General features: G+C 72.4%; 21 protein-coding genes and 2 pseudogenes. 7 read left to right on the top strand and 16 right to left on the bottom strand.

Annotated features, from left to right (window positions below; all coding sequences use genetic code 11):
- Positions 1-65: 65 nt before the first annotated feature.
- The 7 genes from ACIA6T_RS08595 to ACIA6T_RS08565 all read right to left on the bottom strand — a co-directional run bounded on the left by ACIA6T_RS08595 (position 66) and on the right by ACIA6T_RS08565 (position 8131).
- On the bottom strand, positions 66-2660 hold the full coding sequence (locus tag ACIA6T_RS08595; protein ID WP_399445811.1) for a polynucleotide kinase-phosphatase: 2595 nt from the start codon (positions 2658-2660) through the stop codon (positions 66-68).
- Positions 2657-4120 (bottom strand): 3' terminal RNA ribose 2'-O-methyltransferase Hen1, encoded by a 1464-nt coding sequence (locus ACIA6T_RS08590; RefSeq protein ID WP_399445810.1) that lies wholly within the window; start codon positions 4118-4120, stop codon positions 2657-2659. Before ACIA6T_RS08590 ends, ACIA6T_RS08595 begins: the two co-directional genes overlap by 4 nt.
- Before the next feature lie 165 nt (positions 4121-4285).
- Positions 4286-5209, bottom strand: a complete 924-nt coding sequence (locus ACIA6T_RS08585) for an LLM class F420-dependent oxidoreductase (protein WP_399445809.1) — start codon at positions 5207-5209, stop codon at positions 4286-4288.
- Between the two features lie 288 nt (positions 5210-5497).
- Positions 5498-5968, bottom strand: coding sequence for a DUF6099 family protein (locus ACIA6T_RS08580; RefSeq protein WP_399445808.1), 471 nt, complete (start codon positions 5966-5968; stop codon positions 5498-5500).
- Positions 5969-6117: 149 nt separating this feature from the next.
- A complete protein-coding gene (locus ACIA6T_RS08575) occupies positions 6118-6465 on the bottom strand; it encodes a nucleotide pyrophosphohydrolase (RefSeq protein ID WP_399445807.1) in 348 nt (115 codons plus the stop codon).
- A complete protein-coding gene (locus ACIA6T_RS08570) occupies positions 6458-7648 on the bottom strand; it encodes an ATP-binding protein (protein ID WP_399445806.1) in 1191 nt (396 codons plus the stop codon). Before ACIA6T_RS08570 ends, ACIA6T_RS08575 begins: the two co-directional genes overlap by 8 nt.
- 87 nt (positions 7649-7735) lie before the next feature.
- Complete coding sequence (locus ACIA6T_RS08565; RefSeq protein WP_399445805.1) at positions 7736-8131, bottom strand: cell division protein SepF; 396 nt, start codon at positions 8129-8131, stop codon at positions 7736-7738.
- Between the two features lie 273 nt (positions 8132-8404).
- On the opposite strand from ACIA6T_RS08565, the gene ACIA6T_RS08560 reads away from it, so the two are divergent.
- Entirely contained in the window at positions 8405-8995 is a 591-nt protein-coding gene (locus tag ACIA6T_RS08560; RefSeq protein ID WP_399445804.1) for a YdeI family protein, read from the top strand.
- A gap of 19 nt (positions 8996-9014) precedes the next feature.
- On the opposite strand, the gene ACIA6T_RS08555 is transcribed toward ACIA6T_RS08560, so the two are convergent.
- The 4 genes from ACIA6T_RS08555 to ACIA6T_RS08540 all read right to left on the bottom strand — a co-directional run bounded on the left by ACIA6T_RS08555 (position 9015) and on the right by ACIA6T_RS08540 (position 13694).
- The gene (locus ACIA6T_RS08555; protein ID WP_399445803.1) at positions 9015-10505 is read right to left on the bottom strand and encodes a glycoside hydrolase family 3 protein; all 1491 of its coding nucleotides are present in this window, start codon (positions 10503-10505) and stop codon (positions 9015-9017) included.
- Between the two features lie 9 nt (positions 10506-10514).
- The gene (locus ACIA6T_RS08550; RefSeq protein ID WP_399445802.1) at positions 10515-11345 is read right to left on the bottom strand and encodes a carbohydrate ABC transporter permease; all 831 of its coding nucleotides are present in this window, start codon (positions 11343-11345) and stop codon (positions 10515-10517) included.
- Positions 11342-12328, bottom strand: coding sequence for a carbohydrate ABC transporter permease (locus ACIA6T_RS08545; RefSeq protein WP_399445801.1), 987 nt, complete (start codon positions 12326-12328; stop codon positions 11342-11344). Before ACIA6T_RS08545 ends, ACIA6T_RS08550 begins: the two co-directional genes overlap by 4 nt.
- An 88-nt stretch (positions 12329-12416) precedes the next feature.
- Positions 12417-13694, bottom strand: a complete 1278-nt coding sequence (locus ACIA6T_RS08540; protein WP_399445800.1) for an extracellular solute-binding protein — start codon at positions 13692-13694, stop codon at positions 12417-12419.
- 371 nt (positions 13695-14065) lie between these two features.
- On the opposite strand from ACIA6T_RS08540, the gene ACIA6T_RS08535 reads away from it, so the two are divergent.
- From ACIA6T_RS08535 to ACIA6T_RS08510, 6 genes and pseudogenes are all read left to right on the top strand, one after another.
- On the top strand, positions 14066-14830 hold the full coding sequence (locus ACIA6T_RS08535; protein WP_399445799.1) for a GntR family transcriptional regulator: 765 nt from the start codon (positions 14066-14068) through the stop codon (positions 14828-14830).
- Positions 14831-15153: 323 nt separating this feature from the next.
- A complete protein-coding gene (locus tag ACIA6T_RS08530; protein ID WP_399445798.1) occupies positions 15154-16179 on the top strand; it encodes a phytanoyl-CoA dioxygenase family protein in 1026 nt (341 codons plus the stop codon).
- Positions 16176-17492 (top strand): DUF6271 family protein, encoded by a 1317-nt coding sequence (locus ACIA6T_RS08525; RefSeq protein ID WP_399445797.1) that lies wholly within the window; start codon positions 16176-16178, stop codon positions 17490-17492. The genes ACIA6T_RS08530 and ACIA6T_RS08525 overlap by 4 nt, the downstream gene beginning before the upstream one ends.
- Positions 17450-18652: pseudogene (locus tag ACIA6T_RS08520) on the top strand (type III PLP-dependent enzyme); the annotation flags it as partial. The gene ACIA6T_RS08525 and the pseudogene ACIA6T_RS08520, both read left to right, overlap by 43 nt.
- On the top strand, positions 18647-19186 hold the full coding sequence (locus tag ACIA6T_RS08515; protein ID WP_399446061.1) for a GNAT family N-acetyltransferase: 540 nt from the start codon (positions 18647-18649) through the stop codon (positions 19184-19186). The pseudogene ACIA6T_RS08520 and the gene ACIA6T_RS08515, both read left to right, overlap by 6 nt.
- A gap of 5 nt (positions 19187-19191) precedes the next feature.
- Complete coding sequence (locus ACIA6T_RS08510; RefSeq protein ID WP_399445796.1) at positions 19192-20382, top strand: MFS transporter; 1191 nt, start codon at positions 19192-19194, stop codon at positions 20380-20382.
- Between the two features lie 80 nt (positions 20383-20462).
- Here ACIA6T_RS08510 and ACIA6T_RS08505 read toward each other — a convergent pair.
- The 5 genes and pseudogenes from ACIA6T_RS08505 to ACIA6T_RS08485 all read right to left on the bottom strand — a co-directional run.
- A pseudogene (locus ACIA6T_RS08505) lies at positions 20463-20561 on the bottom strand (superoxide dismutase); the annotation flags it as partial.
- 7 nt (positions 20562-20568) lie between these two features.
- Positions 20569-21987, bottom strand: coding sequence for an Nramp family divalent metal transporter (locus ACIA6T_RS08500; protein WP_399445795.1), 1419 nt, complete (start codon positions 21985-21987; stop codon positions 20569-20571).
- A gap of 98 nt (positions 21988-22085) precedes the next feature.
- Complete coding sequence (locus ACIA6T_RS08495) at positions 22086-23045, bottom strand: phosphoglycerate dehydrogenase (RefSeq protein ID WP_399445794.1); 960 nt, start codon at positions 23043-23045, stop codon at positions 22086-22088.
- Positions 23042-23821, bottom strand: a complete 780-nt coding sequence (locus tag ACIA6T_RS08490) for an HpcH/HpaI aldolase/citrate lyase family protein (RefSeq protein ID WP_399445793.1) — start codon at positions 23819-23821, stop codon at positions 23042-23044. The genes ACIA6T_RS08495 and ACIA6T_RS08490 overlap by 4 nt, the downstream gene beginning before the upstream one ends.
- Before the next feature lie 170 nt (positions 23822-23991).
- The gene (locus ACIA6T_RS08485; protein WP_399445792.1) at positions 23992-25017 is read right to left on the bottom strand and encodes an aldo/keto reductase; all 1026 of its coding nucleotides are present in this window, start codon (positions 25015-25017) and stop codon (positions 23992-23994) included.
- Positions 25018-25089 lie beyond the last annotated feature (72 nt).

Genomic DNA, 25089 nt, shown 5'->3' with positions numbered 1-25089 from the left:
CCCGACACCGCAGACCTCAACGGCGCGGTGGGCGGGAGTCACCGTCCTTCAGGGCGGCGAGCATGTCAAAGCCGCGGGTCCACCGGCTCCGACTCCAGGGCCAGTACGGCGAAGACCGGCTCATGGACGCGCCACAGCGGCTCGCCCTCGGCGAGGCGGTCCAGGGCCTCCAGGCCGAGGGCGTACTCGCGCAGGGCGAGGGAGCGCTTGTGGTTGAGGAAGCGGTTGCGCAGGCGGGCCAGGTTCTCCGGGCGGGTGTACTCGGGGCCGTAGATGATCCGCAGGTACTCGCGGCCCCGGCACTTGATGCCGGGCTGCACCGGGCGGCCCTTCTCTCCCCCACTCTCGGCTTCGCTCGAGCGGGGGGACCCCCATCTCACCAGGCCGCCGACCGGCTTGACGACCATGCCCTCGCCGCCGCGTCCGGTCATCTCCAGCCACCAGTCGACTCCGGCGCGTACGGACTCGGGGTCGGCCGTGTCGACGTAGAGGCGGCGGGTGGTCTGCAGCAGTCCGGTGGTGTCGTGCTCGACCAGGCGGTCGATGAGGGAGAGCTGCTCGTCGTGGGGCAGGGCGGCGAGGCTGCGGCCCTGGACGGCGAGGATCTGGAACGGGGCCAGGCGGACGCCGTCCAGGCCGTCGGTGGTCCAGCAGTAACGGCGGTACGCGTCGGTGAACGCCGAGGCGGAGTCGGCGCGTTCGCGCTGGCGGTTCAGCAGGTCCTTGACGTCCACGCCGCGGGCCGCGGCGCCCTCCAGGGCCGCCAGGGCGCCCGGGAGGACCGCGCCGGAGGCGGCGCCGACCGCCGCGTACTGGGAGCGCAGCAGTCCGGACGCCTTCAGCGACCACGGCATGAGCTCGGCGTCCAACAGCATCCAGTCGGTGTCGAGTTCCTCCCAGAGGCCGGCCTCGGTGACGGCTGTGCGCAGCCGGCCGAGGATCTCCTCCGTGACGGCCCGGTCGTCGAAGAAGGGGCGGCCGGTGCGGGTGTAGAGCGAGCCGGTCGGGCCTCCCGTGGCGCCGAAGCGCTTGGCGGCCACGTCGGCGTCGCGGCAGACCAGGGCGACCGCGCGGGAGCCCATGTGCTTCTCCTCGCACACGACCCGGGCGACACCGTCCCGCTCGTACTGGGCGAACGCCTCGACCGGGTGCTCCAGGTAGCCGTCGAGGTGCGAGGTGGCGGTGGGGGCCATGGTCGGCGGGAGGTACGGCAGCAGGCGCGGGTCGATCGCGAAGCGGCTCATGACCTCCAGGGCCGCGGCGGCGTTCTCCTCGCGGATCGATATCCGGCCGTGGTGCCGGGTCTCGACGAAGCGGCGGCCGTGCACGTCCGCCAGGTCCAGCGGGCGGCCCTCGTGGCCGCCGGGGGCCTCGGTGTGCAGCGGGCGGGCCGGCTCGTACCAGACCCGCTCGGCCGGTACGTCGACCAGTTCCCGCTCCGGCCAGCGCAGCGCGGTGAGCTTGCCGCCGAAGACGGCGCCGGTGTCCAGGCAGATGGTGTTGTTGAGCCAGGTCACCTCCGGGACGGGGGTGTGGCCGTAGACGACGGCGGCCCGGCCGCGGTAGTCCTCCGCCCACGGGTAGCGCACGGGCAGGCCGAACTCGTCGGTCTCGCCGGTGGTGTCGCCGTAGAGGGCGTGGCTGCGGACCCGGCCGGAGGTGCGGCCGTGGTACTTCTCCGGCAGACCGGCGTGGCAGACCACCAGCCGGCCGCCGTCGAGGACGTAGTGGCTGACCAGTCCGTCGATGAACTCCCGTACCTCGGCACGGAACTCCTCGCTCTGCTCGCCCATCTGCTCGATGGTCTCGGCGAGTCCGTGGGTGTGCTGGACCTTGCGGCCCTTGAGGTACCGGCCGAACTTGTTCTCGTGGTTGCCGGGCACGCACAGCGCTCTGCCCGCCTTCACCATGGCCATCACACGGCGCAGTACGGCGGGGCTGTCCGGGCCGCGGTCGACGAGGTCGCCGACGAAGACGGCGGTACGGCCCTCGGGGTGCACGCCGTCGACGTAACCCAGCTTGCCCAGCAGCGCCTCCAGTTCGGTGGAGCAGCCGTGGACGTCGCCGACGATGTCGAAGGGTCCGGTGAGGTGGGTGAGGTCGTTGAACCGCTTCTCGGTGACGACGCCGGCGTGCTCGACCTCCTCCGCACCGCGCAGCACGTGCACCTTGCGGAACCCCTCGCGCTCCAGGTGCCGCAGGGAGCGTCGCAGTTCGCGGGTGTGGCGCTGGATGACCCGGCGGGGCATGTCGGCCCGGTCGGTGCGGGCCGCGTTGCGCTCGGCGCACACCTGCTCGGGCACGTCGAGCACGATGGCGATCGGCAGGACGTCGTACCGCTTGGCCAGCTCGATCAACTGCCGCCGGCCGTCCTGCTGCACGTTGGTCGCGTCGACGACGGTACGGCGGCCGGCGGCCAGCCGCTTGCCGGCGATGTAGTGCAGCACGTCGAAGGCGTCGCGGCTCGCGCTCTGGTCGTTCTCGTCGTCGGCGACCAGACCACGGCAGAAGTCGGAGGAGATGACCTCGGTCGGCTTGAAGTGGCGGCGCGCGAAGGTCGACTTGCCCGAACCGGAGGCGCCGACGAGCACCACGAGGGAGAGGTCGGTGACGGGCAGGGTGCGGCCTCGCGGCTGCGGGGTCCCGGTGGTGGTGGTCATGCGGCCTTCGCCTCCTTCACGGTGCCGGCCGTGAACACGGCCATCTGGGTGGGTGGTCCGACCTCGGGGTCGTCCGGGCCCACGGGCACGAACTCCACCGCGTATCCGTGCCGTTCGGCCACCTCGGCCGCCCAGGCGCGGAACTCCTCGCGGGTCCACTCGAAGCGGTGGTCGCCGTGCCGGACATGGCCGGCCGGGAGGGTCTCCCAGCGCACGTTGTACTCGACGTTGGGGGTGGTCACGAGGACCGTACGGGGGCGGGCGGCACCGAACACCGCGTACTCCAGGGCGGGCAGCCGGGGCAGGTCGAGGTGCTCGATCACCTCGCTGAGCACGGCGGCGTCGTAGCCCCCCAGCCGCTTGTCGGTGTAGGCCAGCGACCCCTGGAAGAGCTGGACGCGCGCCGCCTGCCGCTCCCCCATGCGGTCCAGTTTGAGCCGCCGGGAGGCGATGGTGAGCGCCCGCATCGACACGTCGACGCCGACGATCTCGGTGAAGGACGGGTCCCTGAGCAGTGCCTGCACGAGCTGGCCCTGGCCGCAGCCGAGGTCGAGCACCCGGGCGGCGCCACAGGCGCGGAGCGCGGCGAGGATCGCCTCCCGCCGCTGCACGGCGAGCGGGGTCGGCTTCTCCTCGGACTCGGTCTCCGCCGCCACGGCGTTGTCGATCTCCTCGACGTCGCTGTCGTCCGCCTCGGCCAGCCGGACCAGTTCGAGGCGCTCCATCGCCTGCCGGGTCAGCGACCAGCGGCGGGACAGGTAGCGGCTGGTGATCAGCTTCTGCTCCGGGTGCGCGGGCAGCCAGCCCTCACCGGCCCGCAGCAGCTTGTCGACCTCGTCGGGGGCGACCCAGTAGTGCTTGGCGTCGTCGAGGACGGGGAGCAGGACGTAGAGGTGGCGCAGGGCCTCGGCGAGGGTGAGCGTGTCCGCCTCCAGGACCAGGCGCACGTACCGCGAGTCGCCCCACTCGGGGAACTCGGCGTCCAGGGCCACGGGCTCGGCGGTGACCGTCCAGCCGAGCGGCTCGAAGAGCCGGCGGACGAGTTCGGGGCCGCCGCGGGCGGGCAGCGCGGGCACCTCGACACGCAGGGGGCGCGGCCGCGCGGGCAGCTCCGGGCGGGCGGCGCACACACCGCGCATGGCGCTGGAGAAGACACCGCTCAGCGCGACGGCGAGCAGGGAGGACGCCGCGTACGGGCGGTCGTTGACGTACTGCGCGAGTGCCGCGTCGGGAGCGCCGCCACGGCCCTTGCCCTTGCCGCGCCGGACCAGTGCCACCGCGTCCACCTCCAGCAGCAGCGCCGCCGTGCAGCGCTCGGCGTCCGCCTCGGGGTAGAGGACGTGGGCCGTGCCGTAGGACGTGGAGAACGCCTGCGCCTTCTCGGGATGCTTGTGCAGCAGGAAACCGAGATCGGTCGCCGGGCGCTCGGCGGAGCCGGTGGTACTGATCGTCAGGAACACGGTGGTTACACCTCGGGGAACCTTCTGAGCTGGGGATACACGCCGGGTTCGGGCGTACGGTGCCAACGTACCGGGAACGGTCGGGGATGCTCCGGGAATTTACGGGCGGATGCGGCGGGGCCGCCCGTTCCGTACGGACGGCCCCGGTTCCCGTGGAGCTCGTGTCTACGACAGCTGGGACTGGACCTGGGCGGAGATCAGTTCCAGGTGGTCGAGGTCGTGCAGGTCGAGGACCTGGAGGTAGATGCGGCTGGAGCCGGTCTCGGCGTAGCGGCCGATCTTGTCGACGACCTCGGCCGGGGAGCCCGCCAGGCCGTTGGTCCTGAGTTCGTCGACCTCGCGGCCGATCGCGGCGGCGCGGCGGGCGACCTCCTGGTCGTCCTTGCCGACGCAGACGACGAGGGCGTTGGAGTAGACGAGGTCGCCCGGGTCGCGGCCGGCCTCCCGGGCGGCGTCGCGGACCCGGTCGAACTGGCGCACGGTGTCCTCGATGCCGGCGAAGGGCATGTTGAACTCGTCCGCGAACCGGGCCGCCAGGCGCGGGGTGCGGGTCGCGCCGTGGCCGCCGATGAGGACCGGCACCTTGGACTGGGCCGGCTTGGGGAGCGCGGGGGACTTGGTGAGGTCGTAGTGGGTGCCGTGGTGGTCGAAGGTCCGGCCGGTCTCGGTGGCCCACAGGCCGGTGACGATCTCCAGCTGCTCTTCGAGGCGGGCGAACTTCTCCTTCGGGAAGGGGATGCCGTACGCCTTGTGCTCCTCCTCGAACCAGCCCGCGCCCAGGCCGAGTTCGACACGGCCGCCGGACATCTGGTCGACCTGGGCGACCTGGATGGCGAGCACGCCGGGGAGGCGGAAGGTGGCGGCGGTCATCAGGGTGCCGAGCCGGATGCGGTTGGTCTCGCGGGCGAGGCCGGCGAGGGTGATCCAGGCGTCGGTGGGGCCGGGCAGGCCGTCGGCGGAGCCCATGCTGAGGTAGTGGTCCGAGCGGAAGAAGGCGTCGAAGCCGAGGGCTTCCGTGGCCTTGGCGACGGTGAGGAGGGTGTCGTAGGTGGCGCCCTGCTGGGGCTCGGTGAAGATGCGAAGATCCATGGCTCCATCCTGCACGGTTGCGGGCGGGAGCCGGCGTTTGCGGGGTGCCCCGGCGTGGGTGTGGGCCGGGGGGTGTGCGGCCCGGCGCGCGTTTGCGGGGTGCCCCGGCGTGGGTGTGGGCCGGGGGGTGTGCGGCCCGGCGCGCGTTTGCGGGGTGCCCCGGCGTGGGTGTGGAGCGGGGGGCGTTCGCGCAGCCCGGCGTTTGCGGGGTGCCTCCCCCAGAGGGGGTACCCCCAGCCCACCCGTGCCGCCCTGCGGCACGACTGCCCGCGGGAGCGGGGGCGTGCGTCAGCCGGCCTCCCGTTCCGGTAGGGACTCGTCGCGGTCTGCCAGTTTGCGGAGCATTTCCTGGACCCGGTCGCGGGACTCGTCCGCCGCGTCGATGGCCTCCATGCACCGCCAGTACGCCGCCTCGTCGTCCGCGGAGCAGGCGAGGCCCACCAGGGCGATGCCGACCTCGCCGAGCAGGCCGCCGAGGTGCATCAGGACCGGGCGGGGCTCGCCCAGCTCGGTGAGCTGTGCCGCGCGCAGTTCGCCCGGGGCGAGTTCCGGCGTGCCCAGCACTCCGCAGCCGCGGCCCGCCAGTTCGACCAGCCCCAGTGCTTCGCCCCGCAGTTCGGGCGGGCCGACGACGGCGAGGCGGCTCCCCGTCGCCTGCGCCAGGGCCTGCGCCTGCCACACCTCGGTCAGCGACTCCCGTACGCCGCCGCTCGCGGCCAGGGCGCGCCTGCTTGTCACGATGAGCCGCACAGCGTCCATGCGCTGCCCCCGTCTGTCCGACGCGCTGCCCACGCGCCCGCATCCGTTGAACTCCCCTGTTCACTACCCAGAGTGAGGGCGCGTGAGACAAAAAGCCAGAGGAAGACCGAAATCTGCGGACAACGAATCGAACAGGGCCCACTTTTCACTTACAGGGAGTGACCGGGCACCTCTCCCTTCGGGAACCTGCGCTCGTTGCGGTCGATCTTCGCCGCCAGCGCGGCCAGCGGATCGACACCCAGTACCTCGCAGAACTGGAGCAGATACGCGAGGACATCGGCGACCTCGTCGTTCACGCGGTGCGCGGTCTCCGGGTCGGCCATGACGCGGGCGGACTCCTCGGGCGTCAGCCACTGGAAGATCTCCAGGAGTTCGGAGGCCTCCACGCTGAGCGCGGCGGCGAGGTTCTTCGGGGTGTGGTACGGCTGCCAGTTCCGCGCGGCGGCGAACTCGGCGAGCCGGTGCCGGAGCCCCGCGAGGTCGTACGGATCAGTCACGGTCCAGGTGTACCACCGTCACCCCGCTCACCCCCGCCGCCCAGGTGGCGTCGCTCACCGTGCCGGCCAGCCGGATGTGCCCGCGCTCGCACATCCGCGCCGCCAGGCGCAGCAGTTCGCCCCGCTGTCCCGGATCGAGCGCCCGGTCCAGCCCGTCGGCGAGGACCGTGAGGGTCTGGAGCGCGGCCGGGACCTCGCCGGGCGCGTCGACCTCCAGCACACCGGGGCCGGTGAGCAGCACCAGGGCGAGGGCGGCGTACCGCAGCTCGCCGTCGCCGAGGCGGCGCAGGTCGGTACGGGTGCCGTCGCCCCGGTCGAGGAGGGCGCGGACCAGGCGGCCGGTGTCGTACGGCTCGGCGAGCAGGTCGGTGACCGGCCCGGCGCATCCGGCGCGCACCGCCTCCACGAGGAGGGCGTGCCGGCGTCCGCACTCGGCGCGGGTGCGCCACAGGACGTCGGCGAGGTTGTCGCAGCCGCCGAGCAGCCGCCCGGTGCCGGTCGGGACGGGGTTCCGCATCCGTTCGGGGCGGGGGTCGCAGGGGAAGACGGACCGCAGGGCGACCACCATCTGCTCGGCGGCGGCGAGCACCCTGCGCTGTCCGGAGGTCTTGCCGGCGACGCGCAGCGGCAGCAGTGCGGTGCCGAGCCGGTCGTCCGGCAGCGGGGCGCGGGTCACCGGGGTCGCCCCGGCCGTGTGCCAGGCGGCCTGTACGGTGCGCCGGCCGGGGTCGCGCAGGGCGGTCTCCAGGAGGACCACCCCGTTCGCCGTCAGCCGCTCCCCCACGATCCGCAGCCCGGGTTCGGCCTGTACGGCGACCTCCAGCCGGACCGGCCCCTCGGGGCCGTCGGCCGTGCAGCCGATGCGGAAGCCGCGGCGGCGCTGGGCGTCGGCGCGGGCCCGCTCCGGCACGCAGGCGCCGGGTTCCGGGAACGTCTCCCCCAGTTCGGCCCCGCCGCCGAGCCGGGCGAGCGCCTCGTACGCCCGCAGCGCGCTGGTCTTGCCGCTTCCGCTGGGCCCGGCGAGCAGGGTGAGTGCCCCCAGGGGAAGGCCGACACCGCGGTGGCCTGCGAAGGCGGACAACCGCAGTTCGGTGACCCGTGGCAGTCGGGGGCGTCCGCCGGAGGCCGAAGGCGTGGGTGGCGGGGTGGTGTCCGGGGCGGGTGGGGAGGCAGGGGTGGTCATGTGCGGGACGCTAAGGGGTCCGGTGCGGGGCGAACCGTTCCGCTGGACGGGCCTTCCCACGATCGGGCGAGCGGGTGTCCGCGCCGCTCACACCCCCGGCACCCCCGCCCCCTCCATCAGCCCCGTGACCTCCGTGCCGGCCGGGGTCAGCAGGAAGACGTTGCGGTCGACCCGGTGCATGCCGCTGGCCAGGCCGAAGACGACGCCCGTGCTGAAGTCCAGGACCCGCTTGGCGGTCTCGGTCTCCGCGCCGGTCAGGTCGAGCAGGACCGGTATCCCGGACATCAGTGTCTCGGCCACGTCGCGGGCGTCCGCGAACACGTTCACGCGCAGGACGACGAAGCGGCGGCGCGCCTCCGTCGGGGCCTCGGGCAGCGCGCGGTGGCCCACCGCGGACGGCCACGCGTCGCGGCCCCGCAGCGGAACGACCTGGGCGAGCCCCTCCCACTGTTCGTCGGTGACATCGTGGCTGTTCACCGGCATGCTCCGTCCCCTGTCGCGCTGGCTGTCTGCATCGGGCAATTCTTACTCATGGTCACCCGTTCGGCCCAATAACGACACGGTCAGCCATCGCGGTGCTCGCACAACGTGACGCTTGCCCCCGATACCCGTGGGACATCCGGCGCGCCGTCGAACACCGCGCCGCTCGCGGAGGGAGCCCTCATGAGTGGGTTGGATCCGCCCGGCCTCGCCGCCCGACTGCCGTGCCGTGCGCCCGCGTTGACCCGAACCCGTTCGGGCCGGTTGCATGGGCGCATGGCTGGTGAAGTGGATGGTGTGGTGGGACCCGTCGTCGCGTTCGAGGCGCAAGGGGACTGGGAGGCGTGGCTGGAGGAGCATCAGGGGGACGTCGACGGGGTGTGGCTGAGGATTCCGAAGAAGGGGTCCGGGATCACCGGGGTCGACTACGCGACCGCCCTGGAGTCGGCGCTGTGCTACGGCTGGATCGACGGGCACAAGAAGGGGCTGGACGACACCCACTGGCTCCAGCGGTTCACCCCGCGGCGGGCGCGCAGCCGCTGGTCGGCGGTCAACCGGCAGAAGGCCCTCGATCTCATCGAGCAGGGGCGTATGCGGCCGTCCGGGCTGCGCGAGGTGGAGCGGGCGCGGGCGGACGGCCGCTGGGAGGCCGCGTACGCGAGCCAGAGCACGGCGACCGTCCCCGACGACCTGCGGGCCGCGCTGGACGCGGTACCCGGAGCCGGTGACTTCTTCGGCACCCTCGACAGCCGCAACCGGTACGCGATCCTCCACCGGATCCAGGAGGCCAAGCGGCCCCAGACCCGGGCGGCCCGGATCGAGAAGTTCGTCGCCATGCTCGCCGAGGGGCGGAAGATCTACCCGTAGGTCCGACCGTGACGGCGGGTCAGCCCGCCATCACCGCCTCCGCCGCCGCCACACCGCAGACGCGGGCCGCGCCGTGGGTGGCGATGTGCGCCGCGCCGCGCGGCGGCGACTGCGGTACGCCCATCTCCACGACCACGGTGGACGGTTCGGCGGCGAGCAGGATGTCCAGGGCCGTGCGCATCCACGGGTGCCGGTGCTCGTCGCGGACCACGGCGACGACGCGCCGGCCGGCCGCCGCCTTCAGCGCCTGCTCGCCGGCGTCGGGGCCGGTGAAGCCGCCGGTGGTGGTGCCCGGCAGCAGCCGTTCCAGCTCCGCGCCGACGCCCCACGGCGTCTCGTCGCCCACGGCGATGTTCGGGGCCGGGTTGAAGGTGGCCACGTACACCGGCCCGGTGACCGGGGCGGGGCCGCCGGCGCGGGTGACGGTGACCGCGCGGCGGGCCGCCGTGAGGCCGATCTCCGGCTCGGGTGCGACGGCCGCGGCCGGGGAGCGTCGTACGCCCGCGGTCCAGTCGGCCAGGGCGCGCACCCGGGCGGCGGCGTCGGCGAGCCGCTCCTCGGGGAGTTCGCCGGAGCGTACGGCGCCCACCAGCGCGTCCTGGAGGCTCTGCACGGTGCCCTCGTCGCACAGCCCGCCGCCCACGCAGATCGCGTCGGCGCCGGCGGCGATGGCGAGGACGACTCCGTGTTCGAGGCCGTAGGTGCCGGAGATGGCGCGCATCTCCATGCCGTCGGTGACGATCAGGCCGTCGTAGCCGAGTTCGCCGCGCAGCAGGTCGGTGAGGATGCGGCGGGAGAGCGTGGCCGGGCGGTCGGGGTCGAGGACCGGGACGCGGATGTGGGCGCTCATGACGGCGCGGGTGCCGGCCGCGATGGCCGCCCGGAACGGCTGGAGTTCCCGTTCGTGGAGCGTGGTGGCGTCGAGGTCGATGTGCGGGATCGCGTGGTGGGAGTCGACGCTGGTGTCGCCGTGGCCGGGGAAGTGCTTGGTGCAGGCGGCGACGCCGGTGGACTGCAGGCCCTCGACGTAGGCGGCGGTGTGCCGGGCGACCAGGGCGGTGTCGCCGCCGAAGGAGCGCACGCCGATCACCGGGTTGTCGGGGTTGGCGTTGACGTCGGCGGACGGCGCCCAGTTGAAGTTGACCCCGCACTCGGCGAGCCGGCGGCCCAGTTCGCGGGCGACGCCCCGGGTCAGACCGGTGTCGTCGACGGCGCCGAGCGCGTGGTTGCCGGGGAAGGAGGAGCCGGTGCGGACCTCCAGGCGGGTGACGTCGCCGCTCTCCTCGTCGATGGCGACCAGCAGGTCGTCCCGTTCGGCGCGCAGCTGCGCGGTGAGGGCGGTGACCTGCTCGGCGGTGGTGACGTTGCGGCCGAAGAGGGCGACGGAGGCGAGGCCCTCGGCCAGTCGCCGGCGCACCCAGTCGGGCGCGGTGGTGCCGGCGAAGCCCGGCTGCAGTACGGCGAGCGCGTCCCGGGTGAGGGTGTCGGTGCCGGTGGTGAATGTCGTCATCGGATGGCTTTATCCCTTCACGGCGCCCGCGGTGAGGCCGCTGACGGCCCTGCGCTGCAGGTAGACGAAGAGGATCAGGATCGGGATGGCGAACAGGGAGGAGGCGGCCATGGTCGCTCCCCAGTCGTCGCCGAAGACGGTCTGGAAGCTGGACAGCCACAGGGGCAGGGTCTGCGCCTCGGCCTCCTTGTTGAGCACCAGCACGAGCGGGAACTCGTTCCAGGCGGTGATGAAGCCGAACATCGAGGTGGACATCAGGCCCGGCGCGAGCAGCGGCAGGATGACCCGGCGGAACGCGGTGAAACGGCTGCAGCCGTCGACCATCGCCGCCTCCTCCAGCTCCTTCGGCACGGCGGCGACGAAGCCGCGCAGCGTCAGGATGGTGAAGGGCAGGATCATCATCATGTAGAAGGCCGTGAGCGGCACCAGGCTGTTCAGCATCGAGGCGTCCCGCACGATCATGTAGATCGCGATGACCATGACCTCCCAGGGCGCCATCTGGGCGAGCATGAAGCCGATGACGAAGCCGCGCCGCCCCTTGAACCGCATCCGCACCAGGGTGAAGGACGTGGCCAGGGCGATGATCAGCGAGAAGACGACCGCGAGGACGGTGACGATCAGCGAGTTGCCGACGAAGGTCCAGAAGTTGTCGACGCCGATCGCGGTCTCGAAGTGCTCGAAGGTGACGTCGGTCGGGAACCAGACCGGGTTCTCCGAGATGATGTCGCCGGTCGGTTTGAACGCCGTGGCGAACATCCAGTACACGGGGAAGACGAAGCCGATGAACAGGACGACGGCCGTGACGTTGGGCCACAGGCGGCCGAAGAGCGAGCGCTTCACAGCTCGTCCTCCTCTTGCTTGAGCACGATCCTGAGGTAGTAGGCGGTCAGGCCGAGCAGGATCAGGATGGTCAGGACGGCGATCGCCGCGCCCATGCCGTAGTGCTGGTTGCCGACGCCCTCGACGTAGGCGTAGACGGGCAGGATCTCGGTGAGCCGGTCGGGGCCGCCGCCGTTGAAGGTGAAGACCTGGACGAACGCCTTGAAGACCCAGATGACCTCCAGGAACGTCGTCGCGTAGAGGAACGGCCGCAGGAACGGCATGGTGACCGTGGTGAAGCTCCGCCAGGCGCCGGCGCCGTCGAGGGACGCGGCCTCGTAGAGCTCCTTCGGGATGGTGGTGGTCGCCGCGTAGAGGTTGATCGCGACGAACGGGATGGACATCCACACGATCAGCAGGGTGACGACGAAGAACGTCGACATCTGGCTGCTGGTCCAGCTGTAGTCGGCCATGGAGTGCCAGCCGAGCTTGTCCAGGACCCAGTTGACGACGCCGAAGCGCTGGGCGAACAGCCACTGGTAGACGGTGGTGGCGGCCACGACGGGCATCGCCCAGGCCAGCACCAGGCCGAGCAGCAGGGTGAACCGCATCCGCTTGCCGAGGCGGGCGAGCAGCAGGCCGGTCAGCGTACCCAGGACCATGATCAGGACGACGTTGGCCGCCGTGAACAGGATCGAACGGAGGGTGACCCGCCAGAAGTCCTCGCCGGTGAGGACCTCTTTGTAGTTGTCGACGCCGTTCCATTCGGTGACGTGCTGGATGAGCTGCGCCATGTTGAGGTTCTGGAAGGACAGCAGCAGGTCCTTCAGCAGCGGCCAGCCGAGCAGCAGCACGGTGGCCGCGACGGCGGGCAGCAGCAACAGGTACGGGGCGAGCGCGCCGGCGCGCGACGCGGCTCGCGGTTTCTGCCCGCCGGGTCCTGTGTCGTCCGCCTTGCGGACGTCCGCCGGGCCGGAGGGCGGCCGTTCGGTCTGCACGGTCATGCTCGCGATCTCTCTTCTCGACGTACTCGACGCCGGGGCGGGGGCCGGCGAGTGACCGGCCCCCGCCCCCATCCGTGCGCTCGCGCGCCTACTGCTGCTGCGCCAGGCGCTTGTTGAACTCGCCCTCGACCTGCTGGGCGGCATCGGCCGGGGACTTTCCGTTCAGGACGGCGGTCAGGTACGTCTTGATCGGGTTGGGGTCGTTCTCGACGGCGGCCCACTCGGGGATCAGCGGCGTGGTGCCGCCGACGGCGGCGGCCGGCGCGGCGGCCTCGGCGGGGGCGTTGCCCTCGAGGTTGCTCTGCAGCGACTCCTTGTTGGGGATGACGCCGTTGGCCTTGGCGAGCGCGCCCTCGAACTTGTCGGAGAGGGCGATCTTCAGGAACTCCTTGGCGAGCTCCTGCTTCTGGCTGCCCGCGGCGACGGCGAGGTTGGAGCCGCCGAGGAAGACGCCCTCGGGCTTGTCGGCCGTGGCGCCGGGGATGGTGAAGTAGCCGATGTCCTGCTCGATCTTCGGGTTGGCCTTGATCGCGGTGGCGGCTTCCCAGCCCATGCCGATGAACGAGCCGGTCTTGCCCTTGGCGAAGATCTCGGCCTGCTGCGGGGTGGCCTCGTCCTTGTCCTTGGGGGCCTCGGACAGCGCCTGGAACTTCTTGTAGGTCTCCGTGGCGGCGGCGACCTTCGGGTCGGCGAGGTTGGAGACGTACGTGTCGCCGTCCTTCTTGACCAGCTCGCCGCCCTCGCCGATCACCAGGCCGACGAAGTGGTACCAGTTCTGGCCCGGCAGGTAGATCGGTTCGGCGTCGGTCTTCTCACCGACCGTCTTGAGGGCGTCGTAGAACTCGTCGCGGGTCTTGGGGGTGTCCTTCAGCCCCGCGTCCGCCCAGACCTTCTTGTTGTAGACGACGACGCGGTTGGCGAAGTACCACGGCACCGCGTACTGCTTGCCCTCGAAGACGGACGAGTTGTTGAGGGAGTCGGTCCAGTCGGCGCCGATCTCGGTCTTGAGGTCGCCCAGGTCGGCGAGGCCGCCGGTCTTGGCGTAGGCCGGGGTCTGGGTGTTGCCGATCTCGAAGACGTCCGGCGGGTTCTCCTCGGACAGGGCGGTGGTCAGCTTCTGCTGGATGCCGTTCCACTGCTGGTTCTCGAACTCGACCTTGGCCTTGGTCTTCGCCTCGAACTCCTTGGCGAGGTCCGCCTGCCAGTCGTCGGGCGAGGAGCCGTCCATCACCCACACGGTGAGCGTCTCGCCGGCGTAACCGTCCGCGCCGGCCTTCTTGTCGCCGTCACCGTCGTCGCCGCCGCACGCCGCGACGGAGAACAGCATGCCCGCGACCCCGATCGCGGCTATCAGCTTGCGCTTCACGCGCCACCCCTCCTCAGGAATGCCTTGCTCACCCACGCCCTCGGCGGTGACCCCCACAGCGGCGCAACAGCTCGGCGGGCTGGGACCCGGCTTCCTCTAAATGGTTTAGACCAGCAAGGGGAGCTTGGCCTAGACCTATGGCCCTGTCAAGGGTCGTGGACTCACGCCTGGATAACGGCTCCGGCGCCCCTGACGGAGCGCAGAACTCCACCCAAAGAGGGGCGGGATGACGCTTGGACTAGACCAAAGCGAGAACGCACCGTTATAACGGGATCGCCGAGCGTGCGGCGCCGAACCCGGCCGTCCGCCGACGTGCACCGCGGTCGGCACCTGCCGTCCGCGCGCCGGACACCGCAGCCGGAAGGCAGGTCATGAGCACGGACGTCAGCAGCGCCCAGGCCGACACGGGGGCGCCGGGCCGTATCGGGCGCGTACCGAAGTACTACCGCATCAAGCAGCGGTTACTGCAGATGACCGACGAGCGCGCCCCGGGCGCCCCGATGCCGGCCGAGCGCCTGCTCGCCGTCGAGTTCCGCACCTCCCGCACCACGATCCGCAAGGCCCTGCAGGAGCTGGTCGGCGAGGGCCGGCTCGACCGGATCCAGGGCAAGGGCACGTTCGTCGCCCGCCCGAAGGTCTACCGGACGCTCCAGCTCACCTCGTACACCGAGGACATGCGGGCGCAGGGACTGAGCCCCACCTCGCAGGTGCTGGACATCGGGTACATCGCCGCCGACGCGGAACTGGCGGTCCTGCTGGAGGTGGATCCGGGGGACAGGGTGCTGCGCATCGAGCGGCTGCGGCTGGCCGGCGGGGAGCCCATGGCGATCGAGGCGACCCACCTGTCCGACCGGCGCTTCCCCCGGCTGCGCCGCAACCTGTCCCGCTACACCTCGCTCTACACCACCCTCGCCGAGGTGTACGGAGTACGGCCGGCGGAGGCCGACGAGACCATCGAGACCTGCCCGGCGACACCGCGGGAGGCGGGGCTGCTCGCCACGGACGTGGGCCTGCCGATGCTGCTGCTGTCCCGCCACTCGCGGGACGAGACGGGAACACCGGTCGAGTGGGTCCGCTCGGTGTACCGGGGCTCGCGCTACAAGTTCACGGCGACGCTGACGCGTCCGGGACCCTGACCAGGCGGTTCACCCTCAACACCGCTTGTCTCCCCGGCAGTTGCGACGCCGTGACGAAAGGGCGTTCCTTGACAGGTCCCATTGGTCCAGTCCACCATCCCAGTGGTCTGAACCAATCGGCGGCACGCCCGGTGCACAGGGCGACATCGATGTCACACAAGTGATCCCGGACGCCTGCCGCGGCCGGCCGGCGCGCTTGCCGTACATCGCGGCCACCGAGGTTCCCGTGGGAAGCGCCGGGCCCTCGCGGCACCGGCTTTCCGCCGACTCCCGCCTTCCTCCTGTCCGCATGCCGTGAGTGATCCCGATCTCCGGAGTACCGCATGACGACGCACCACCGCTTCTTGCACCGAGCCGCTTCCGAGCGCCCCTACTTCAGCGCCGACGGCGAGACCTACCTCGCCGGGACGCAGCTGCGGCACCTGACCAAGGACCTGCCGCTGCGGGTGCTCTCGGAGGAACAGTTCGCGTCCTGGCAGAACCACGGCCACGTGGTGGTGCCGGAGGCGATCTCCCCCGACGCCGCCAAGCTGCTGCTGGAGTTCGCCTGGGAGTTCCAGGGCCTCGACCCGCAGCGCCCCGAGACCTGGTACGAGGAGCGCGCCTTCCGCTCGGACCTCGACCGTGACCTGTTCGTCTACGGCTTCGTCGAGGCGTACCAGCACCAGCTGATCTGGGACAGCCGGCAGGCACAGCGGGTCCACGACGCGTTCGTGGACGTGTGGGACTGCGAGGAGCTGTGGGTCACCCTGGACCGGCTCAACCTCAACCCGCCCAATGTGCGGAACCGTTCGCGTTCCCTCATCGACCCCACGGACGAGGGGTTCGACATCGAGCTGCACTGGGACGTGGACACCACGGCGAGCGTGCCGCCGCAGCGGGTGCAGGGCATCATCGCGCTCACCGACACGGAACCGGACCAGGGCGGCTTCCAGTGCTCCCCGGAGCTCTTCCGCCGGTTCGAGGAGTGGAAGGTCGCACAGCCCGCCGACCGGGACCCGATCCGTCCGGGTGCCGACCGCACCGAGTTCCCCGTCGTACGGCCCCGACTCAAGGCCGGTGACCTGCTGATCTTCAACGGGATGCTGGCGCACGGCGTGGCGCCCAACACCTCGGCCGACGGGGTGCGCGCGGTGCAGTACCTGTCGATGATGCCCGCCCTGGAGGAGCACGAGGAGCTGCGCCGCTCACGGGTGGAGTCCTGGCGCACGCTCAGCACCCCGGAGTGGAACGCGACCCTGCTGGGCGACGCCGTGAAGCACGAGTCCCTGCGCTACGGGCCCGCCGAACTCAACGGCCTGGGAAGGAAGTTGCTGGGGCTCGACTCCTGGCACGAGTCGACGCGATGAGCGAGGAAGCCGACATGCACCGGATATGCCTGAGCCTCCCCACCGACCGGGAGTGCTCCGCGGCCATCACCGCCATCGGCGGGGAGGCCTCGTACGCCGCCCGGCACTTCGACGTCGAGGTGCACCTGCTGATCCTCGACTCCTCCGACGAGCGGACCCGCGAAGCCCATGCCCGGACGGTCGCCGCGCTCCCCGAGGCCGCGGGCGTCGTCGTGCACCACCTCGACGAGTCCGCCCAGCGGGACTTCCTGCGGGGCGCCGTCGACCGGGCCGCGCTCCCGGAGCCGGAGCGGATCCTCGGCCTCATGCTCCCGGACGCGCTCTCGTACGGCGCCTGCACCAACCGGGCGTTCCTCATCGCGGCGGCGCTGGACTGCCGTTCGCTGCACCGGCGCGACTCCGACTGCGGCTACCAGGTCTTCGACGGCAGGCCCGTCCACCCGATCCACCACGAGCTGACCTCCCTGGGCAAGCGCGCCCGTGACGCCTTCGCCGGCGTGTCGGAGGTGACGCTCGACCCCGCCGCCGCCGACCGGCCCGTCTCCATGGTGGGCGCCTCCTTCATCGGGGAGCTCTCCGTCGACATCGGCGGGATCCGGGAGCTCGACAAGGAGGTGTACGAGGAGGTCGTCGCCCTGTGGGCGCCCGGCCACTGGTCCGCCGAGCAGAAGCGGGAACTGGTCGAGGAGTCCTTCAAGGGCGCCGGGACGCTGCCCTTCACGGGCGACCACTCGACGCTGACGCTGGTCGACCCGATGCACGTCGACATGTCCAACATCGCCTTCGACCGGGACGTGTACGAACGGCTGCCGCTGCCGCCCGCCACCGCGACCATCGGCAGCGACTACTTCCTCATCCACGCCGTGTACGACGCCGCGCTGCCCGGTGTCCTGCACAACCGGCACATCGAGAACCACTACACCGGGGAGCGCCGCACCCACGCCGGCTTCCTGGCGTACCAGACGCGGTTCGTGAAGTTCCTGCTGTCGATGCTGTACCTGCACTACGTCTACGAGCGGATGGCCGACGCGGGCGCCGCGCTGCTGGACGAGAGCGGGCGGCTCGACCCGGCGCCGTTCGCCGCGTTCCTCGCCGAGAGCGTGCGGCTGGACCGTACGGAGAACGAGCGGCGGCTGGACACGGTCGCGGCGGCGTACGGGCGACTGGGCGGGAAGTACGCCGAGTTCGCGCGCGGCATGACGGCCGACCGGGAGCGTCTGCTGGACGAGGCCGCGCTCGACACCGAGGACTTCGTGCTGCTGATCGGTGCCTGGGAGGCCCTCGTGCACGCGAGCCGGGGCGCTCTCCGGTGACCGCGGCCCTGCGTGCCGCCCTCGCGGCCGCCACCGAGGACGCGCTCGTCTACGACCTGGACGGGATCGCCGCCCGGTACGACGCGCTGACCGCCGAACTGCCCGGCGTGGACGTGCGGTTCGCGATGAAGGCGTGTCCCGTGGAGGAGGTCCTGGCCTGTCTGGCCGGCCGGGGTGCCGGTTTCGACGCGGCGAGCCCCCGGGAGATCGTCCGGGCGCTGGCGACGGGCGTGCCCGCGCACCGGGTCCACTACGGCAACACCGTCAAGTCCGACCGGGACATCGCTCAGGTGTACCGGACCGGTGTGCGGGACTTCGCCACGGACAGTGTGGAGGACGTGGCGGCGCTGGCCGGACACGCGCCGGGCGCGCGGGTGTTCTGCCGGCTGGCGACCAGCGGCGAGGGTGCGCTGTGGGGGCTGAGCCGGAAGTTCGGGTGCTCGGCGGACGACGCCGTACGGGTGCTGGCGGCGGCGCGGGACGCGGGGCTGGTCCCCGCCGGTCTCTCGGTGCACGTCGGGTCGCAGCAGATGACCGCCGAGGCGTGGCAGCAGGCGTTCGCCGCCCTCGCCGAGGTGCTCGCGGCGCTGCACGGCCGCGGGATCGTGCCGGACCACGTCAACCTCGGCGGCGGTCTGCCGGCGCTCGGCTACGCCGACCGCCGGGGTGAGCGGCTCGACCCCCCGCTGGACAAGATCTTCGCCGTGCTCCGTGAGGGCATGGAGCGGCTGACGTCCCTCTCCCCCCGCCCCCTGGCCTTCCTCATCGAACCGGGACGCCACCTGGTGGCCGACCACGGAGCGGTCCGGGCCCAGGTCTCCCGGCTGACCTCCCGCCGCGGGCCGGACGGGGAGCGGGAGCACTGGCTGTATCTGAGCTGCGGGAAGTTCAACGGCCTGTACGAGATGGACCAGGTGCGGTACCCGCTCGTCTTCCCGTCCCACCCGGACGGGGCCGACGCCGACCTGGTGCCGGTCGTGGTCGCGGGTCCCACCTGCGACAGTGACGACGCCTACGCCCACGAGCACAGCCGGGTGCGGGTGCCGAGGGCGGTCGCGTCGGGCGACCCGGTCTGGGTGCTGTCGGCGGGCGCGTACGCCGCCAGCTACATGACCGAGGGCTTCAACGGCTTCGGCCCGCTCCCCCGCGTCTGCGTGGGCGGTGACACCCCGGAGGTGCGCGTCCGCGCGGTCGCCGAGGACGACTGGCCGCGGATCGCCGCGCTGGAGGCCGGGGTGTACGCGCCGGTCTCGCTGTCCGAGGGCGTCGAGGCGCTCCGCTCCCGGGGCCGGGCCTCCCCGGAGACCTGCTTCGTCCTGGAGACCGGTGACCGTGTCGCCGGCTATGTGCTCGCCCTGCCCTACCCGCGGCTGCGGTACCCGGACCTGACCCGGCCGGAGGAGCGGGCGTACGACTCCCGCAATCTGCATCTGCACGACCTCGTGATCGCGGACGATCTGCGCGGCAGGGGGCTGGGCAGCAGACTGCTGCGGCATCTCACGGTGGTCGCCCGGCGGTCGTCGTACGAACGGATCTCGCTGGTCGCCGTCGGCGGGACGGCGGGCTTCTGGGCCGGTCACGGCTACCGGCCCGAGCCGGAGGCCGAGCTCCACGGGGATTACGGCGACGGCGCCGTCTACATGTCCTGCCCGGTCCAGTACGACCGCTCCGGCGGCCCGGAAGAGGGGTCCTGACACCCATGCTGCCCACCCTCGGCGACTTCCGCCGTGACCAACTGGCGATCGCCGCGCTGTTCTCCTTCCTCGGCTTCCAGTACGCCACCTGGGCCTCCCGGCTGCCCGCCCTCAAGGACCGCTTCGACCTGGGCGGGACGGAGGTGGGGCTGCTGCTGATGGCCGCCGGGGTCGGGGCCGCGGTGTCCTTCCCGCTGGTCGCGCCGCTGATGCGGCGGCTGGGCGCCCGGCGGCTGGCACTGTGGTCCGCGCTGGCCCTGGCGGCGGTCCTGCCCGTGCTGGCCGCGGCCGGCAGTTACCCGCTCGCCCTGCTGGTGATCCTCCTCGACGGTATGGCCGTCGGCTGTCTGAACGTCGCCATGAACGCGCAGGGCGCCGCCCTCGAATCCCATTACGGGCGGGCCGCGATGGCCCAGTTGCACGCGACGTTCAGCGGGGGCTCGCTCGGGGGCGCGCTGCTGGCCTCCGGGGTGAACACCGTGACGCACTCGGTGACCGCGCACTTCGCCGTGGCGGCGGGGCTGGGAGTGCTGCTGCTGGCGGGTTCCAGGCCCCGGGTGCTCACCGACGCGCCCGCTCCCCCGGCCGTGGAGCAGCCGGCCGGGAGCGGGAAGAAGGGGCTGCGGAGCCTGACGGGCGCCTCGCGCACGGCTCTCGTACTGGGCTGCGCCATGGTGTTCGGCACGGTCGTCGAGGGCGCCATGAACGACTGGTCGGCGCTCTACCTGACGGAGGAGACCGGCGCGTCGGGGCGGCTGGCGCCGCTGGGCATCGCCGTCGTCTCGGTGATGATGGTGGCGGCCCGGCTGCTGGGCGACGGCTGGCGCAACTGGTGGGGCGACGCGCGCATGGTGCGGGTGGGCAGCACGATGGCCGGCACCGGTCTCGCCCTCGCGCTGCTGACCGGCGGCACCTGGCCCGCGCTCGTCGGCTTCGCCTGCGTCGGCCTGGGCATGGCGACGGTGACCCCCTGCCTCTACGTCGCCGCCGCCACGGAGGGCCCGGACGCCCTCGCCCTGGTCGCCGCCATGGGCACCACCGGCCTCCTCGCGGGCCCGGCCCTGATCGGTTTCGTCGCCGGGCACACCGATCTGACGACCGGCATGGCGGTGGTCGCGGCGTCCGCCGTACTGGTGGCGGTGTGCTCGGGGTGGGTCCGCTTCAAGGAGCGGGAGGGCGAGCCGGTGCCCCACTGAACGTCGGAGGGCTCCCGCACGGGATGGTCCGTGCGGGAGCCCTCCGACGTGTGTCACGGGGTGGGCGGCAAGGAGCAGACGTGCTCCCGGGCGTCGAGGACCAGGATCGGGGTGGAGCCCCGGCCGACGTCGCCCTGGTGGTCGTGGACCTGCTCGACGATCAGCCGGCCCGACCGGGGCGAGCGGCTACTCCGGCACGGCTCCGAGCGTCTTCAGCACGCCGTACACGCCGACGCAGAGGATGGCCGCGCTGCTGAGGACGAGGGCGGCGGTGAGCCAGGGGTTGGTGCGGAAGCGCTTCGGCACTCCGGTGTGGCGCAGGCGCCACACGGCGACGACCACCGCGAGGAGGAAGACGCCTCCGCCGATGCCGCCGATCTGCACCATCAGGACCGGTGACTGCATCCAGAGGAAGAAGCAGGTCCACAGCAGCGGCAGGCACCAGGTGAGGACGCGGATGGTGCGGGTGCGGGCGCGGACGTCGCTCCAGTCGACGACGCCGAGCAGGCCGAGCGTGTTGGTCCACAGCCGGGGCACGGAGGCGGTGGAGCCGATGAGGGTGGAGAAGAGGACGGCGAACGCGCCGACGAGGAACAGGTACTCGGCCCAGGGGCCCATGGTGTCGGTGTAGATCCGCGAGAGCGTGGTGATCATCTCGTTGCCCTCGGGCACCAGGCCCTGCGGGTGGAGCACGGCCGCGCCGATGACGTAGAAGGAGAGGGTGCACAGCACGCAGACGGCGAGGCCGGTGAGGGCGTCCAGGCGCATCACCTTGATCCAGCCCTCGGCGCGGCGGGCGCGCTCCTCGCTGCCGTCGTCGGGGCCGGTCCAGCGGGCGTAGCCCTTCTCCAGGCACCAGTAGGTGTACGTGGTCATCTCGTCGGCGCCGACGCCGGTGATGCCGAAGACGGCCAGCGCGATGCCGACGGTGCCGGCCGGGATCTCGAAGCCGAAGCCGCTGCCCAGTTCGCTTCCGCCGTAGCCGAACCCGGTGCCGGGCAGGCCGACCGCGAGGCTGACGGTGACCAGGGTGAAGACGACGACGGAGACGAGGCAGGCGCGTTCGACGAGGCTGTACTTGCCGGACTGCAGCAGCAGGATGGCGGCGACCGTGACGACGACGGCCCAGAGCGCCAGGGAGCCCCAGCTCAGCGGTTCGCCGATGACCGGCCACAGCACCGAACACGCCGCCGCCGTACCGCCGATGATGCCTCCGCGCTGGAACATCTTGGCGAAGTCCATGCCGATCCAGAGCCAGTTGATCCAGCTCAGCCGGCCGATGCGGGGGCCGACCTCGCGGTAACCCTCCAGTGCGGTGCGTCCGTTGAGGATGGTCCACTGGGCCAGCTCCATCTGGACCCAGACCTTGACCGCGGTCGAGACGATCACCAGCCACAGCAGGGCGAAGCCGGCCTGGGCGCCGAGCGCGGTGGTGGTGATCAGCTCTCCGGAGCCGACGACGGCGGCCGACAGCACGAAGCCGGGGCCGAGGTGGCGGATCCGGTCGCGGAAGGCGGTGGGTGCCGGGCGGGCGTCCTCGGGGCGCAGGGCGTACGGATCGGCCTGCGCGTGCTCCGCCGCTGAGGCGGTGGCGGTGGTCGACATGACGGTGTTCCTTTGCTGTTTCCGGCGCCGTCGCCGGAGCGGAAGGCAAACAGGGCGGGTAAAGGCATGGGGGGTGACGTGGTGGGTCGGCGGCGGGGTCAGCCGGCCGCGTGGCGCGGGGGTTCGCCGGAGAGGACACGGAGTACGTCCTCGGCGACCATCAGGCCCATCGCGCGGTTGGCCTCCGGGGTGCAGGCGGCCATGTGGGAGGTGAGGGTGAGTCGGGGCGCCGTGCGCAGGACGTGGCCGGCCGGGAGGGGTTCGACGGCGAAGGCGTCGAGCGCGGCGGCGGCCAGGTGCCCGGAGTGCAGGGCGGCGGCGAGCGCGGTGTCGTCGACAAGGCCGCCGCGGGCGGCGTTGACGAGGATCGCGCCGGGTTTCACGGCGGCCAGCCGGGCGGCGTCCAGGAGCGGTGCGCCGGCGGGCGGGAGGTGCAGGGTGACGACGTCGGCGCGGGTGAGGAGCGCGTCGAGGGTGACGGGTTCGGCGTCCGCCGCGGTCACCGCGTCGTCGGGGACGTACGGGTCGTGGGCGAGGACGCTCATCCCGAAGGCGCGCGCGTAACCGGCGACGAGCCGGCCGATGCGGCCGAAGCCGACGACGCCGATGGTCCTGCCGTGCAGTTCCGGGCCGAAGAGCTTGGGCCAGTCGCCCCCGGTGACGGCGGTGTGGGAGGCGCTGATCCGGCGGGCGGCGTCGAGCACCAGCCCGAAGGTGTACTCGGCGACCGCCCGGGAGTTGGAGCCGGGCGCGCAGACCACGGGGATGCCCCGGTCGCGGGCGGCGGTGACGTCGATGGTGTCGGTGCCGACGCCGTGCTTGGCGATGACCTTCAGCCGCGGGGCGGCGTCCATGACCTCGGCGGTGACGGGGTCCATGCCGGCGACGAGCGCGTCGGCGCCGGATATCCGGGCGAGCAGTTCGTCGTACGGCAGGGCGCGGTCGTCGTACGGGCGGACCGGGCCGGCGCCGCCGTCGGCGAGGAGGGTCCAGGGGTCGGGCGAGTGGCGGGCGAAGGTGGGTGTGGTGATGAGGGTGGTGCGGGTGGGTGTGCTCATGCCCGGCCGCCCTTCCGCGCCGCGTCCAGGTGGGTGGCGGCGATCTGCTGGAGGTGGACGACGTCGGCGGCGACGGAGGCGAAGGTGAAGCCCTCGTCGAGCCGGCGGGCGGCGCTCGCGCCGTCGCCGTTGTGGATGCCGGCGGCGATACCGGCGGCCTCGGCGGCCTCGCGGATCCGGGTGAGGGCCTGCTCGAATTCGTCGGCCACGTCCGGGTCGGTGGAGGTCCTGCCGCCGATGGCCAGGCGCAGGTCGGAGGGGCCGACGTAGATGCCGTCGAGTCCCGGGACGGCGCAGATCTCCTCGACGTTGGCGAGCCCGTCGGCGGTCTCGATCATGGCGAGGACGGCGGTCTGCTCGTGGGTGTCGGCCGGGTCGGGGCCGATGCGGAGCTGGGCGCGCATCGGGCCGTAGGAGCGGCGGCCGTGCGGCGGGTAGCGCACGGCGGCGACCGCGTCGGCGGCGTCCTGCGCGGTGTCGACGAGCGGCACGATGACGGCGGCGGCGCCCGCGTCGAGCGCGCGGCCGATGTACGTCGGGTCGTTGGCCTCGACGCGGACCATGCCGACGGCGGTGGAGCCGCGGGTGTCGGTGGCGATGAGGTTGTTCAGCAGGCCCTGGTAGCCGAAGAGGCCGTGCTGGGCGTCGAAGGCCAGGTAGTCGTAACCGAGCCGGGCGAGACGCTCGGCGGCGACGGGCGAGTCGAGCAGCGACCAGTAGCCGATGAGGGGGCGACGGTCGCGCAGGGCGGCGGTGAAGTGCGCGGCGGTGGTCATGGGAGGTCTCCGGGCTGGTGAGGGGCGGCGGTCAGCGGTTGTGGGCGGGCATCGGGCCGCGCAGGGCGGAGCCGACGGCGTCGCAGGCCGCGGTCACGTCCTCGGGCAGCGGGCCGGCCTGCGCGGCGGTGGTCATGAGGGAGCTCCGGACTGGCGGGGTGCGGCGGCGGTCAGCGGTTGTAGGCGGGCATCGGGCCGCGCAGGGCGGAGCCGACGGCGTCGCAGGCCGCGGTCACGTCCTCGGGCAGCGGGCCGGCCTGCGCGGCGGCGATGTTGGCCCGCAGGTGTTCCGGCCGGGAGCCGCCGAGCAGGAGGGCGTCGGTGGAGGGGCGGTCCAGCAGCCAGCGCAGGGCGAGTTCGGTGAGCGGGAGGCCGGCCTCGTCGGCGATCGCGGTGAGCTGTGCGACGGCGGCGAAGAGGTCCTCGTTCCAGTAGCGCTCCCGGTACATCGCGGCGAGCTTGGAGTCGCCGAAGCGGCCGGTGGCGGGGTCGGCCTCGAAGCGGTGCCGGCCGGTGAGGAGGCCGCCGCCGAGCGGGTTGTAGACCATGGTGCGCAGACCGCTCACCGCCGCGTACTCGACGTACTCCTCCTCGATCCGGCGGGCGAGGAGGTTGTGCAGCTGCTGCGCGACGACGGGACGCGGGGCGCCGACCTCGTCGGCGGTGCGGGTCAGCTCGGCGATCTGCCAGGCGGCGAAGTTGGACACGCCGAGCGCGCGGATCTTCCCCTCCGAGACGAACTCGGCCACGGTCGCCAAGGTCTCCGCGAGCGGCGTACGGCGGTCCGGCTGGTGCAGGTAGAAGAGGTCGACGTGGTCGGTGCCGAGCCGCTCGAGGCTGCCGTCGAGGGCGGCCCGCAGGCCGGCCGGGGAGAGCGGGGCGTGCTCGCCCTGGTCGGGGTGCGGGATGCCGGCCTTGGTGGCGAGCACGATCCGGTCCCGGCGTCCGGGCAGCAGGTCGGCGAGGATCCGCTCGCTCTCGCCGCCCGCGTAGCCGTTGGCCGTGTCCACGCCGGTGAGGCCGGCGTCGAGGGCGGTGTCCAGCATGGCGGCGGCGCCCGCGCGGTCGACGGTGTCACCGAACGTCATGGTGCCCAGGACCAGGCGGGAGAGCGGTACGGGGACGGGCGGGAGCTCGATTCCCTGCGCGTTTCCCTGGGGGCTTCCGTGCGGGCCGGGGCGGGTGCCGGTGCTCACGAGCGGTTCCTTCCGGTGCGGGACGGTGGCTTCTCGGTGGGTGAACGCTCGCATGACTGCGCGTTATGCGCA

The organism is Streptomyces sp. NPDC051740, assembly GCF_044453165.1.
GTDB classification, from domain to species: domain Bacteria; phylum Actinomycetota; class Actinomycetes; order Streptomycetales; family Streptomycetaceae; genus Streptomyces; species Streptomyces atrovirens.
This window is presented reverse-complemented; position numbering and strand designations above follow the sequence as displayed.